Source organism: Bacteroides propionicifaciens DSM 19291 = JCM 14649, from assembly GCF_000375405.1.
Classification (GTDB): domain Bacteria; phylum Bacteroidota; class Bacteroidia; order Bacteroidales; family Bacteroidaceae; genus Bacteroides_E; species Bacteroides_E propionicifaciens.
On the sequence record NZ_AQWS01000019.1, the window covers coordinates 41023 to 54479 of the forward strand.

Below are 13457 nucleotides of genomic sequence, written 5' to 3' on the forward strand. Positions count from 1 at the left end.
ATTTATGCTTAATAAAATCAAAGGCTCGGAGACACGCTGGGAGCAGTTTACTAAAGAAATAGATAAGTTAGTTCATTTCTGGCTGTTCGGAGTGCTAGCTTTTTTCTTGTATCGGATTTCTTTCGTTTTACTATTTAGAGATGAAATTCAAACTCCTCTTCCTATATCTACTTATTTAAAAGTGATTTTGACTGGATTTAGATCGGATGTTGTTGTGATGGCATATTTTCTAACTATTCCTTTTGTGTTTCTACTGATGCTATCGTACTATAATCGATTTAAATTGATAAGAAATATTAGAGAAGTAATTGAATATATCTTTCTTTTTACCCTAGTGACTTTGAGTTTGGTCTCACTTAATTACTATAAAGAATTCGGTGATATCTTCGATAATAACTTATTCCTAGGTCTTTTAGAGGAAGATAAACTAACGGTTTTTAAAATGCTTTTAAAGCAAGATGGAACTGTATTGTTTTTATTCCTTTATCTCATAATCCTGATAACAACGGTCCTTCTTTTCAAATGGACTAGCCATTTTACATATATACCAAGAACTATTAATATCAGTTCTCGACGTGGTATCCGAACTGTAGTAGTGATAAGCATTGTTTACTTATTTTGCGCCTCATTCAGAGGTTCATTATCTTTAATCTATCACTTTAGAGTCAGAAATTCGGCTGTTTGTTCTATATCAATGCTAAACAAATCTATTGTTAATCCTGTGAAAGCTTTAGAGGTGTCTTTTAAAGATTATAAAGAGATCAATAAGCTAGCTGATCATAATCCCTTTTTAATGCCGACACTAAATGATTTTATTCCATTTAAGAGTGTGAAAGATGTGATTAAAAGGCAGGCGTATAAACCTGTAATTGATAAGCCAAAGCAAATCTTTCTAGTTATAATGGAGAGTTATGATGCTTGGTCACTTGAGGATAAATATGAAGACTTCAATGTTTCAGTGAATCTAAAACAACTAGCAGATGAGGGTACCTCATTTACTAACTTTCTTCCAGCCCATAATGCTACTATTTATGCTTATACTGCAATAGTGTCGGGTGTTCCTTATTTTGGAGTTAACTTAACTCAAACTCCCAAGGCTGAAGATAAATCAATTAGCTCAATTTTTAGTCAATTTGAAAAACTTGGGTACAAAACAAATATGTTTTATGGCGGATTCTTATCGTGGCAAAACATAGATGAATATACCAAAGCCCTCTCTTGTGATTCTTTTTACTCAGCTGCGGATATTGAAAATGATATTGATGACGATTGTTGGGGTGTAGATGATGAAGCCCTTTTTGATCTAGTACTTGATAAAACCTCATCTGATGAGTACAGCTTCAATGTGATTCTAACAACTAGCTTTCACTCTCCCTTCCCCGTTGATGTTGAGAGCAAGGGATTCCCTTATAAAACAGTAGAAGATCTCCCTGAGAGTGTGAGAAGGTATTTTGGTGATACGATGACTTTACATGAGTTTGGACATCGCTGGTATGGTGATTGGGCTATTGGTCGATTCATGGAGCAAGCAGAGAAAAATTACCCCGATGCCTTATACGCCTATACTGGTGATCACTATGCTCGTAAGTTTATTAATGCAAATCCTACATTGTATGAGAAATCTGTAGTACCTTTTATCCTATACGGTAAAGGCATTCCTGCTCAAAAGCTTGATACACCAGGGGGGCATATTGATATTCTTCCGACATTGTTGGATTTAGTAGCACCTGAAGATTTTACCTATTATAGTTTTGGTTCGTCTATGTTGAATCCCAGCAAAGCATACGGAGTTGGCTACAATAAGCTCATTACCCGAGATGCACTATACTATCAGGTAGATGATCACACAATCCAGAAGATAGACCGTAAGACAGACCAAGAGACATTAATAGATGTATTGCCGTATCAAAAAGAATACAAACAAATCATGGGGCTTGCTTGGCATTATATTGCTAAAGGCAATCAACTGCTTTAAGTGGCGAATTTGACTAAGAGATTAAACAATGAAGGTGTATTTATTAATAATAAATACACCTTCATTGTTGTTTTATATATAGTTATTCGACAGTGGCATAAAAGAATTCTGGCTTGTTAGGTTTAGCAAAATATTCGAGAAAATATTCGAGCTTTTCATCATACAACTCGCCTGAAAAACTTCGTGCATCTTTAGGGCAAATGATAATACATCTACCGCAAGATAAGCAGCGTACTTGGTCTGTATGGTCAGGAGTTGTTTTAGAAATAGCTTTGACAGGGCATAATAAGCTGCACTTACCACATTTATTACAAATATCACTATTCGTTGTTGGATAGATTGGAAATTGTCCATAGGGTTTATAAGGGTGATCTCCCGGTAGATCCATAGAGGCAATACTATCTGTCTTTTTGATCTTCTCTAAAATCAAACTACTTTCTTTAGCAAATGCTGTAGCTAGTTCTAAATCTTCACCGTTTGGACGATTCATCGCTATGGGATGAAAGATTGAGTGTCTTCCAATAAAAACTCCTGCTGAAATTGGTTTGAAGAAATTATGCTCAACTAAATCTTTCAATTCAACAAGTGCATCTTCATAAGCTCTGTTCCCATATACTGCTACGAGTATTGCTGGAGTATCATTGCCTTTAAAGCAATCTAAGGCCTTAGCAGCTTTAAGAGGAACTCTGCCGGCATAGACTGGTACGGCAACTATTAGCAGGTCATTTGTGTCGAGATAGATGTTTTCACCTACCGATTTACGGGTAATGTCATATTCTGCGAATGATGGTTTTATGGATTGAGCAATTTGTCTTACAATCTTTTGAGTGGTATAAGTAGCACTAAAATAGGCTACACTTACGTTCTTTATTTTCATATATGGACTATTTGGAACAAACCTTAGATAAATTCGAGTGCAAAATTGCTCCTATATTTACGTAATTCAAAGCTGTATATGATAAAACTTTTAGGAAGTCATTTTAATTAACAATTCCGGTGTGCTGAAAATGTCTTTTTTGTATGAATTGCAAATGGGATGCTCTGTTTATAGTTAGTGATAACGACAAAAATTGTTTAGTCTTTAATGCTTTGTTGATTAGTGTATTGTGAGCTATTTAAAGTGACTTGAAATACTGCTATTTTTTGCCGATTTATAGGTATAAATTTGTTTTGAAAGAATATCAAATTTATCAAATACAAAAAACAGAAATAAAGGAATTTAATACACATCTACAAGCGGCTAAGGAGATAAAGTTTGTCTAATAAAAGCTTTTGTATCTCCCGAAAAAGTAGTACTTTTACCTGACTTTATATAAGCTTAAAATGTATAATTAAGAATCCTTTTAAATGGTTGAACAAGACAGAATATTAAAAATCAATATTGAGGATGAGATGAGATCATCTTACATCGATTATTCGATGTCGGTAATTGTTTCTCGTGCTCTTCCAGATGTTAGAGATGGTTTTAAGCCTGTTCATCGTCGTATCCTTTATGGTATGATTGAGCTGGGCAATACTTCAGATAAACCTTATAAAAAATCAGCCAGAATCGTGGGTGAGGTACTAGGTAAGTATCACCCCCATGGAGACTCTTCTGTTTATATGGCAATGGTGAGAATGGCTCAGGAGTGGGCTATGCGTTACCCTTTAGTCGATGGTCAAGGTAACTTTGGTTCGGTCGATGGAGATAGTCCCGCAGCAATGCGTTATACCGAGGCTCGTCTAAATAAGATGGGTGAGGAAATGATGCAGGATCTTTATAAAGAGACAGTTGACTTTGATGCCAACTTTGATAATACGCTAAAAGAACCTAAAGTTCTACCTACTCGAATTCCAAACTTACTTGTTAATGGTGCTTCAGGTATTGCTGTGGGGATGGCTACTAATATGCCACCACACAACTTAACCGAAGTAATAGAGGCATGTCAAGCTTATCTTGATAATCCGGAAATTGATATTGATGGTTTGATGCAGTACGTTTTAGCTCCAGATTTTCCAACAGGTGGATACATCTATGGCATGTCTGGTGTTAAAGAGGCTTTTGAAACTGGGCGTGGACGTGTTGTTATGCGTGCTCGAGCAGAGATTGAAGCAGGTCATACCCATGAGAAAATTGTGGTAACTGAAATTCCTTATAACGTTAATAAAGCCGACCTAATTAAGCATATTGCTGACTTAGTAACCGACAAGCGTATTGAAGGTATATCAAACGTTAATGATGAGTCAGACCGTGAAGGTATGCGTATCGTGGTTGACTGCCGTCGTGATGCTAATGCCAACGTGGTATTGAATAAGCTGTACAAAATGACGGCTCTTCAAACTTCATTTGGTGTCAACAATGTAGCTCTAGTAAATGGCCGTCCTCAAGTACTAAACCTGCGTGACTTAGTTGCTTATTTCGTAGATCACCGTAAAGAAGTAGTAATTCGTCGTACTCAGTTCGATTTACGTAAGGCAGAAGAGCGTGCTCATATCCTGCAAGGTCTTATTATCGCTTCGGATAATATTGACGAAGTAATAAGAATTATTCGCGCTGCAAAGAATCCTAATGAGGCTATTGAAAACCTTATTACTCGTTTCGAGTTAAGCGAAGTACAAGCTCGTGCAATTGTTGAAATGCGTTTACGTCAGCTCACTGGCCTAATGCAAGATCAACTTCACAAAGAGTTTGAAGAAATTATGGCTCGTATTGCTGAATACAAGGAGATTTTAAGCAATGATGAGAAATGTCGTGAAGTAATCAAAGCCGAGTTACTAGAGATTAAAGATAAATATGGTGATGCTCGTAGATCAGAGATCGTTTATTCATCTGAAGAATTTAATCCTGAAGACTTCTATGCTAACGATCCTATGATTATTACGATTTCGCACATGGGATACATTAAACGTACTCCATTGTCTGATTTCCAATCACAAAATAGAGGTGGTGTAGGTTCTAAAGGAACAGATACTCGTGATTTAGATTTTGTTGAGCATATCTATCCTGCAACAATGCATAATACCATGATGTTCTTTACGCAAATGGGTAAGTGTTATTGGTTGAAGGTTTATGAGATTCCTGAAGGGTCTAAAAACTCAAAGGGAAGAGCTATCCAAAACATGCTAAACATTGATCGAGATGATGCTGTTACAGCTTACTTAAGAGTTGAAGACTTAAATGATGAAGAGTTTATTAATAACAACTATGTATTCTTCTGTACCAAAAAAGGTGTAGTTAAGAAAACTCTAGTTGAGCAATATTCTCGTCCTCGTCAAAATGGTGTTAATGCCATAACTATCCGTGAGGATGATAAAGTAATTCAAGTTCGCCTGACTGATGGCAAGTGTGAGATGATTTTGGCTAATCGTAATGGTCGTGCAATCCGCTTCAATGAGGAAAATGTTCGCCCTATGGGGAGAACTGCCACAGGTGTTCGTGGAATAGTTCTCGATGATGATGGTCAAGATGAAGTAGTTGGTATGATTGCTGTACGTGATGTTGAGAAAGAAACTATTATGGTGGTTTCAGAAGAAGGTTACGGTAAACGTTCTGATATTGAAGATTATCGTAAGACTAATCGTGGAGGAAAAGGTGTTAAAACCATCAATATTACCGAAAAAACAGGTAAATTAGTCGGCATCGAATGTGTTACAGATTTAAACGATTTGATGATTATTAATAAATCGGGTGTAACAATTCGTATGGATGTCAAGGATATCCGCATTATGGGCCGTGCGACTCAGGGGGTTAGACTTATTAATCTTGAGAAGAGAAACGACCATATTGGTTCAATTTGCAAAGTGCTTTCTGAAGAAGAGGAAGAGAAAGAACTAATTCATGAGTTAGGTCTTGATGTGGCTGAAGTTGAGTTAGATCAAACAGCTGAAGAATCTTCTGAAGCAGAAGACAATGCATCACATGAGGGTGGCAATCCTGCGACTGGCATGCTTTTTGATGATGTAGAATAATAGATTAATGAGAATAGTTGAATAAAAATAATCAAAAACAATAATCATGAAAAAAGTATTATTATCAGTAGCGTTGCTGGCAGGCGCATTTACTTTATCGTTTGCTCAGCAAAAGAATATCAAAGAGGCCAAGAGAATAGCAAATAGTAATAATCCTGACTTTGCTCAAGCTGAAAAATTAATTAATGAGTCGTTGGTTAGTGAAGAAACTAAGAATGATCCTGAAGCATGGGATATCGCTGGTTTGATTCAAAAAAGATTCATTGAGGAAGAGCAGAAAAAGCAATATCTTAAACAGTCTTACGATACTGTAGGTGTTTATAGCAGTGTTGCAAAACTAGTTGATTATTATGCTAAATGTGATGAGCTTGCACAAATTCCTAATGCAAAAGGAAAAGTGAAGAATAAGTTTAGAAAATCAAATGCTACTACTATTATGCAGTTCAGACCTGAGCTAATTAATGGTGGTGTTTACTATTTCAACCATAGTAAAGATAAAGAAGCTCTTGATTATTTCTTAAAGTATTTGGAGTCAGCAAGTATGGATATATTTGAAGGTAATGATCTTGTTTCTGAAGATGCAAACTTTAAGACTATTGCTTATTATGCAACTTTAGCAGCAATGCGTATTGAAGACTATGCTACAATTGAGAAAACTGCTCCTATGGCTGTTGATACAACAAAAGAGGGTATGCAATCACTAGAGATTTTAACTTATGCTTATAAAAATCTAAAGAAAGATGCTGAGTTCTTGGCTACTTTAAAAGAGGGTATGGAAAAATTCCCAGAACACATGTACTTCTTTGGTAGCCTTGTTGACTATTACGTGAATAAAGAGCAATTGGATGAAGCATTAGCACTTGCTACTGATATGGTTGCTAAAAACCCAGACAACAGCTACTATGTATATGTAGAAGGTTTTATCAATCACCATAAGAAAGACTATGCTGCTGCTGCTGCAAGCTTCAAGAAAGCAATTGCAATTGATCCAGAGAATGCTGAAGCATATTCTAACCTTGGTTTAGTATATACAATTCAAGCTCAAGGAATCTTAGACTCTATTCCTGTGGACATGGACATTAATGATTCTGAATATATTGCTAAAACAGGTGAAGCTATTCAACTATACAAAGAGGCACTTCCATTCTATGTAAAAGCAAGAGAACTTAAACCAGACAATAAAGATCTATGGTTACAAGGTCTTTACTTAATTTACTACAAATTAGGTATGGAAGAAATTGAAGAGATTGAAGCTTTAATGTAATTCATTTTAGTTATTAGTTATAAAAAGAACCCGTGTAATAGCTTTGTCTATTGCACGGGTTCTTTTGTTTCTGAGAGTATGCAAAATGCTAAATGTAACATTTGATAATAGTGGTTGAACTTCTTCAAGCGTTAACTTTTTACTGCTACTTTCTTACGATTTGCTACTGTATGATTTTTGATAAGAGCAAAGATCCAACTGATTAAGAACGCTGTGCATACAGGTATTACCCATCCCAATTTATATCCTGAAAGTGGTAACATAGTTATTGCCTTCTCTAGGTAGGGGATAGGTAGTTCCTTTAGGCCAATAAGAATGCTTATAACTATGGTGGTGTAAACCGTCGTTTTATAGACTACCTTTTGCGAATTAAAAATAGGGTCGATAACCACTAATACAATAAGCACAATGGCTATAGGGTAGATAATAGCGAGTAGGGGAATACTGTAATCTAATATTGCGTTTAGTCCTACATTGGCGATCAAAAAGCTTGAGATAGTCCAAATAATGGTCCAGTATTTATAGCTCAGACGGTTGAATGCACCTGAAAAATATTTTGCAGAAGCTGATATTAGGCCTACACAAGTTGTCAAACAAGCCAAAGTGAAAATTCCTGCTACTAAATAAGCGCCGAATCCTCCTAAGATATGACTTGAAGCCAGATTCAAAAGCTCAGCACCATTTTTAGTATTTGGGAATCTACTTGCACTTGTAGCTCCAATATGTGCCAGCATAAAATATATTGCTAACAGTAAAATTCCCGCTAACATACCACTACGGATAGTGGATTTCATAACTTCTTTTTCCGACTTTATGTTGAATGAGTGGATAGCCATAGCTATAACAAGTCCGTAACTCAGTGCTCCTACTGCGTCCATAGTTAGATATCCTTCGAGAAAGCCTGCAGTGAACGGACTTGTTTGGTAGTCACCAAGTGGTGCTTGATAGTCCCCCATGGGATTGATAAAAGAACAAATAAATAGCGCTACCATTAATATTAATAGCATTGGACTTAGGTACTTACCGATTCTATTGGCTATTTTATCAGGATTTAGACATAGCCAATAAGTAACTGCAAAAAATACAGCTGTAAATAGAAGTAGGGCGATATCTTTTGTTACGGGATCAGCAATGTTCGGAGCAATCCCGATTTCGAATGGCACAGTTCCTGCTCTAGGAATGCCCATTAAAGGGCCAACAGCCAGATATACTACTATAGCAAATATAGTAGAGAACCAGGGGCCAACACGTTTACCCATATTTGAAATTCCGTTAGATTTGGCTATTGCCACAACTCCAAAAACGGGTAAGACGACAGCAGTAAGGGTAAATGCAATCATTGCAATATAAACTTCGGTACCAGACATTTTCCCTACCATTGGTGGGAAAATAAGATTACCCGCTCCAAAAAAGAGCGAAAATAACATTAAACTCACTACCCAAAATTGCTTCGTTGATAATTTATTCATCAGTTGGAATTGTTTTTTCTAAGTTTTATAAATTAATTAAGCTTGCAATATAACGAATAATAAGCGTTTCGAGCTTTAATAATGCTATATAATATAAAATCAAGCATAAAACTAATGAAATGAAAGTTGTAACTGTATAATATTCACACTCTTGTTTCAGAAAATATTTAACTGATCTAAATGCTGAAAACATATAAATAGCTTTAGCATTGGTTGATATTGATAGAATCACTATCATTTCTAATGTGGTTCTTATTATATTCGCCTTCAACTTGATTAAAAAATATGATATGAAAGGTAATTCTGTTTTTAATAAATATTTTTGGATATGGAGTGTTGTAAGCTTAGCTATATTTTTAGCTTACACCAGAATCCCAGCATGGTACGGATTAATTGGCTCAGTATTGATGTTTTTTACTGTACTATCTAATCTCTTGCCTCGATTATTTAAAATATATATGTTGACTTTTATTGTCACCTTTATCTCTGGAGTGCTGGCTTTACTTCTGCAATTAATCACCAATATTCAGTATCAGGATAGTATAGGCTACGTGATGATTATTGTTATTTTAAGTCTTATAGCTTATATAGGAATGGCTTTTATAAGGAAGTTCAAGAGTTTGAAAAAATAATATTTATCTATTTTTCCTTTTAAAATGGTGAAATATATAGATGAAAGCTTATATTTACACCGAATTTGAAGAGCAATAACTGTTAGAATATTTTGAAGGCTTTACACAACCTCGTTTTAATTGTTTGCTTTTTTATTTCTGAGGTATCCAATTTTATGGATAATTTATACTTTAAGCTGAAGCTACTATTCTATTAATTATAGAGTGGTAGCTTTTTTCTGCTTCATAATGCTTATTATAGCCCTTAATAGTGTCTGTATGCTCAATTACACAACATTTCAAACATAAAATTGTTATCTTAGACAATAAATCAAATTATTATATTAAAACAGTAATCAATTTATGGAAAATCTGACCGAAAAAGAGTGGTATGAACTGATTGCAAGTGTGGAAAATCCTATTGTTCTTGATGTAAGAACTCCACTAGAATATCTTTTGGGTCGGATTGAATTTGCTCAACTAGTAGATTTTAATCCTACTGATCGGTTTGTGCTCGAAGTTGATAAACTTGATCGAGAAGGGCATTACTTTATATATTGTAAGAGTGGGCACCGAAGCTTTGATGCTTGCCTGTTAATGTCTCAAATGGGATTTAAGAACACTTATAATTTATTGGGTGGTATCGTTGAGTGGAAAGGAAAAACCGTAAGGTGATTGTAAAACTATATTACGTATGAAATCTTTTATTCAAAATAATATTTTAGCAATTATAGGAGTATTTATAGGTGCTCTTGGTGGTTATTTATATTGGAAGTTCGTGGGGTGTAACACTGGTACTTGCCCCATTACATCGAGCCCACTCAATAGTACACTGTATGGGGCCGTATTAGGTGGACTGTTTTTGTCTATATTTAAGCGTAAGCCTAAGAAAAAAGAGGAGGAGTGATAAATTAAACTCTGGAGCTATGCCTTGATGCAAACTCCTTACTCATCACAATACTGCGACTTACTCGTTTATAGAAAACGAGTAAGTCTTTTTTTTTGAGCTAAAGTCAAACCTCGTATTGGTTTGGCTTAAGTATATGCATCTGATTAGGAACAGAATTTCTGATTTCCTCCTTGAGGAGTTGGAGTAGGGTATGACGTACAAAATCGTGCCGTGTGATTAGTCTGATCTGGCGGGTCGGCCGTGGCAATGCAAAAGGACGAACTAATTCTTGTTGGCAGGTATTGAGCTGATCCAATGCCAACTCTGGAATAATAGTGATACCTTGTCCACTTTCGACCATGCGCATGAATGTTTCCATACTTCCCAATCGGTAAGCTATGCGACTCTGTACTCCCTCTAGACTGCAAAACTTGAGTAGTTGATCTCTAAAGCAATGTCCTTCATCCAAAAGCCACAAATGCTTACCCGAAATATCGGAGGTTCGGATCACACTTTCCTTAAAAACAGGCTCTTGAGTCGAAATATAGCCGAAGAATTCTTCAAAATAGAGTAACTGACTCGTTAAGTGTTTGTTCTCTGGAGCAGTAGCTGTAATAGCTGCATCAAGTTCTCCTTTGTCCAAAGCTAGTTCAATGTCCGATATTTTCATCTCAGCCATTCTTATATCAAGCTTCGGGTGTTTATCCATAAAGCGCAGGTAGAATCTAGGCAAAAGGTAAGGAGCAATAGTTGGAAGTACTCCTAATCGAAAAGTTCCTGATATTGCACCTTGCTCTTCAGCTACGATTTCTTTGATATGTTGAGTTTTACCGAGTACAGTTCTTGATTTCTCAATGATTTTTTTACCTATAGCAGTAGTTGTTACGGGTTGTGTGCTGCGGTCGAAGATACGGACGCCTAGCTCTTCTTCGAGTTTTTGAATCATTGCACTTAATGTAGGTTGAGTCACATGGCAATGCTCTGCAGCTTTGGCAAAGTGCTTATAACTGTCTACAGCTATGATATATTCGAGTTGTTGAAGTGTCATCTATTAATATTCTCGATGTTATAGATTTTGTCTATCACAAGATAGATTTTATCAGTTTGACTTACAAACATATCTGACTTATCTTTGTAATAACGAAAGACAAAAGATATTTAATTACAATATAAAATATATGATTATGAAAACTTTAGACATTATTAAATTAAACGAAGCAGGTACTAAAAAGGTTATAGATTCTTTACAAAATCTGCTAGCAGACTTCCAAGTATATTACACAAATCTACGTAGTTTCCACTGGAATGTCAAGGGGAAAGGTTTCTTTCGTTTGCACGACCAATATGAAGAGATGTATACGGAAGTAGCAGATCAGATAGACGAGATAGCTGAGCGTATTTTAATGCTTGGTGGTACTCCTGAAAATAAATTCAGCAACTATTTACAAACTGCTCAAATTAAAGAAGTTGGTGCAGTAAGTGATGCTGACCAAACCGTTAAAAGTACTTTAGAGTCATTATCACACCTTATTGCTTCAGAGCGTAAGATTGTAGCACTTGCTGACGAAAACGATGACGAGGTAACCCTAGGACAAATGGGTGATTACCTTTCCGCACAAGAAAAACAAGTATGGATGCTCACTGCTTTTTTAGGTTAACTAAAAGGCATTAAGTATAGTTTCAATTGTTAATTAGTTTTACACAAACTAAGCAGAGGATTTCTTCTAATTTTAGAAGGAGTCCTTTGTCTATTTAGTTTATAAATAATAATAGCTGCCTAACTTATCGTTAAGCAGCTATTATTTGTAAAAGATATTATTCGTATATAAACGATGTTTATTCTACGGAGATAGGAATAGTTTTCTCTACTCTTACTCCATTAGAGACTGTAGATATTTTTAATTCACCTTCACCAGACTTGATATCTGTTAAGATCAATTGGTTGTTTTCAATGCTTTGCTCAAAGAAATCTATCTTTTCATCAGATTCAATTGTAGTCTTAATTAGGCAGGCCATATTATCGGGATCATAAACAAGATCGTCTAGCTCGATAGTCGCAGACTCATTTTTGAGAAGCTTGACTTCCTCTAAAAGTATTTCTGGGTCGTAATGATCATTAAATAAAGGCATCGAAGGGAACCAATAATATTTCTGATCTTTAGGAGCCACATCTGATTCATCATCATTGCCAATAGGGATCGTTCTTTCTACTTTTCCATTTTCGTCGATGATAAATAGCCAATTGTAACATCCGCTTTCTCCCCAGCCATCTCTTTTTACAATAGCATAGAGTTTTCCATCTAAAGGGTTAATTCTGAGTACACCACCATAAAAAGCTAATGCTGTAGAACTTGTGCCTTCGCTTAGGAAGTCTTTTTCAATACCATAATCCGTATCGGAGCCCAAGACAAAGAATTCTGGTGTTATTTCATCCTTATCTATATCGTATTTGATAAGACGTTTGCTACTACCGAACATTCCAGGGGTAATTGACCAATAGAGTGTATTATTTGCAGGGCTAGCTATAAATGAATTTGGATTCCAAGCGTCCCAAGTGCCTCGTATGGGTGTGCTACCGATATCTCTAACTTTATGTTTCTCTAAAGTAATAGGATTAATTCGGAATAGTGAATTCGGATTGCCGACCCAAACATTACCATCTTTGGAAATAACAACCGAACCAGGTTGATCAATGTCTAAAGTTTGTACAAATTTGTCAGTCTCTACATCGATTACATAAGCATTATTTTGACCTGTTGCAAATACATATTTTCCAATATATACGATGTTCCCTATTGAAGGATTTCCCGGAATAACTATTTGTTAACTTAAGCTAGAATCAGTTAAATTTACCACCTGAATTCCTGCAGTAGATGATATGTAGCCTTTCTCAGGACTAATTCCTACAAAAGCTTGTCCATTACCTCGTCCATTTGCTAGGTCTTGGTGAGTAGTAACTTCTTTAAGGCTATGCTTGTCAGCAATGACGAAGCGATTATTTTGCTTTGACATTACGTATAAGTTGTTGCCAAATGCAGCACCATGTGTTGAGGTTGTTCCAAATGCAGCACCATGTGTTGAGGTTGTTCCAAATGATTTTCCGGGATTAGCCTTTTGAAAAGCTTTATAAGTAATAGCGCCATTATCATTGAATAGGTTAAATTGGGATCATATCATATTCTTGGGGATTTAACATATTAAGCAAATAGCTCTGTTGCTCTAAAGAGGAAGAACTTAGTGTCTGTAATTCCTCTGAAAGTAGCTCTTAGCTGTTTAAGCTTTGCGTTGAAAGACTCTGCAG

General features: G+C 35.8%; 9 protein-coding genes and 2 pseudogenes. 7 read left to right on the top strand and 4 right to left on the bottom strand.

Features of this window, described 5'->3' with window-relative positions; all coding sequences use genetic code 11:
* Positions 1-4 precede the first annotated feature (4 nt).
* Positions 5-1975 carry an LTA synthase family protein gene (locus tag B091_RS0107295; protein WP_018109355.1) on the top strand — a complete coding sequence of 657 codons (1971 nt, stop codon included), beginning with the start codon at positions 5-7 and terminating at the stop codon, positions 1973-1975.
* Between the two features lie 82 nt (positions 1976-2057).
* Here the strand turns inward: B091_RS0107295 and B091_RS0107300 are convergent, their stop codons facing one another.
* Positions 2058-2852 (bottom strand): 4Fe-4S binding protein, encoded by a 795-nt coding sequence (locus B091_RS0107300; RefSeq protein ID WP_018109356.1) that lies wholly within the window; start codon positions 2850-2852, stop codon positions 2058-2060.
* A 470-nt stretch (positions 2853-3322) separates the two neighbouring features.
* Here B091_RS0107300 and gyrA point away from each other — a divergent pair.
* Together gyrA and B091_RS0107310 are read left to right on the top strand one after the other, a co-directional pair.
* Positions 3323-5774: pseudogene (gyrA, locus tag B091_RS0107305) on the top strand (DNA gyrase subunit A); the annotation flags it as partial.
* Between the two features lie 195 nt (positions 5775-5969).
* Positions 5970-7187, top strand: a complete 1218-nt coding sequence (locus B091_RS0107310; RefSeq protein ID WP_018109358.1) for a tetratricopeptide repeat protein — start codon at positions 5970-5972, stop codon at positions 7185-7187.
* A 131-nt stretch (positions 7188-7318) separates the two neighbouring features.
* On the opposite strand, the gene brnQ is transcribed toward B091_RS0107310, so the two are convergent.
* Positions 7319-8656: a branched-chain amino acid transport system II carrier protein gene (gene brnQ, locus B091_RS0107315; RefSeq protein WP_018109359.1), complete on the bottom strand. Its 1338-nt coding sequence runs from the start codon at positions 8654-8656 to the stop codon at positions 7319-7321.
* Positions 8657-8946: 290 nt separating this feature from the next.
* Here brnQ and B091_RS0107320 point away from each other — a divergent pair, with 290 nt between their 5' ends.
* From B091_RS0107320 to B091_RS0107330, 3 genes are all read left to right on the top strand, one after another.
* Complete coding sequence (locus B091_RS0107320; protein WP_155888285.1) at positions 8947-9288, top strand: hypothetical protein; 342 nt, start codon at positions 8947-8949, stop codon at positions 9286-9288.
* Between the two features lie 342 nt (positions 9289-9630).
* Positions 9631-9942 (top strand): rhodanese-like domain-containing protein, encoded by a 312-nt coding sequence (locus B091_RS0107325; RefSeq protein ID WP_018109361.1) that lies wholly within the window; start codon positions 9631-9633, stop codon positions 9940-9942.
* A 19-nt stretch (positions 9943-9961) separates the two neighbouring features.
* Positions 9962-10174, top strand: a complete 213-nt coding sequence (locus B091_RS0107330) for a DUF6132 family protein (protein WP_018109362.1) — start codon at positions 9962-9964, stop codon at positions 10172-10174.
* Positions 10175-10280: 106 nt separating this feature from the next.
* On the opposite strand, the gene B091_RS0107335 is transcribed toward B091_RS0107330, so the two are convergent.
* Positions 10281-11204, bottom strand: a complete 924-nt coding sequence (locus tag B091_RS0107335) for a hydrogen peroxide-inducible genes activator (RefSeq protein WP_018109363.1) — start codon at positions 11202-11204, stop codon at positions 10281-10283.
* A gap of 136 nt (positions 11205-11340) precedes the next feature.
* On the opposite strand from B091_RS0107335, the gene B091_RS0107340 reads away from it, so the two are divergent.
* The gene (locus B091_RS0107340; RefSeq protein WP_018109364.1) at positions 11341-11814 is read left to right on the top strand and encodes a Dps family protein; all 474 of its coding nucleotides are present in this window, start codon (positions 11341-11343) and stop codon (positions 11812-11814) included.
* A gap of 178 nt (positions 11815-11992) precedes the next feature.
* On the opposite strand, the pseudogene B091_RS12950 reads toward B091_RS0107340, so the two are convergent.
* Positions 11993-13303, bottom strand: a pseudogene (locus B091_RS12950) (DUF5074 domain-containing protein); the annotation flags it as partial.
* Positions 13304-13457: the final 154 nt, after the last annotated feature.

Excerpts from the sequence above, each read along its gene's own strand:
- B091_RS0107295 (WP_018109355.1), top strand. The coding sequence starts at position 5 with ATGCTTAATAAAATCAAAGGCTCGGAGACACGCTGGGAGCAGTTTACT.
- B091_RS0107300 (WP_018109356.1), bottom strand. The coding sequence starts at position 2,852 with ATGAAAATAAAGAACGTAAGTGTAGCCTATTTTAGTGCTACTTATACC.
- B091_RS0107310 (WP_018109358.1), top strand. The coding sequence starts at position 5,970 with ATGAAAAAAGTATTATTATCAGTAGCGTTGCTGGCAGGCGCATTTACT.
- brnQ (WP_018109359.1), bottom strand. The coding sequence starts at position 8,656 with ATGAATAAATTATCAACGAAGCAATTTTGGGTAGTGAGTTTAATGTTA.
- B091_RS0107320 (WP_155888285.1), top strand. The coding sequence starts at position 8,947 with ATGAAAGGTAATTCTGTTTTTAATAAATATTTTTGGATATGGAGTGTT.
- B091_RS0107325 (WP_018109361.1), top strand. The coding sequence starts at position 9,631 with ATGGAAAATCTGACCGAAAAAGAGTGGTATGAACTGATTGCAAGTGTG.
- B091_RS0107330 (WP_018109362.1), top strand. The coding sequence starts at position 9,962 with ATGAAATCTTTTATTCAAAATAATATTTTAGCAATTATAGGAGTATTT.
- B091_RS0107335 (WP_018109363.1), bottom strand. The coding sequence starts at position 11,204 with ATGACACTTCAACAACTCGAATATATCATAGCTGTAGACAGTTATAAG.
- B091_RS0107340 (WP_018109364.1), top strand. The coding sequence starts at position 11,341 with ATGAAAACTTTAGACATTATTAAATTAAACGAAGCAGGTACTAAAAAG.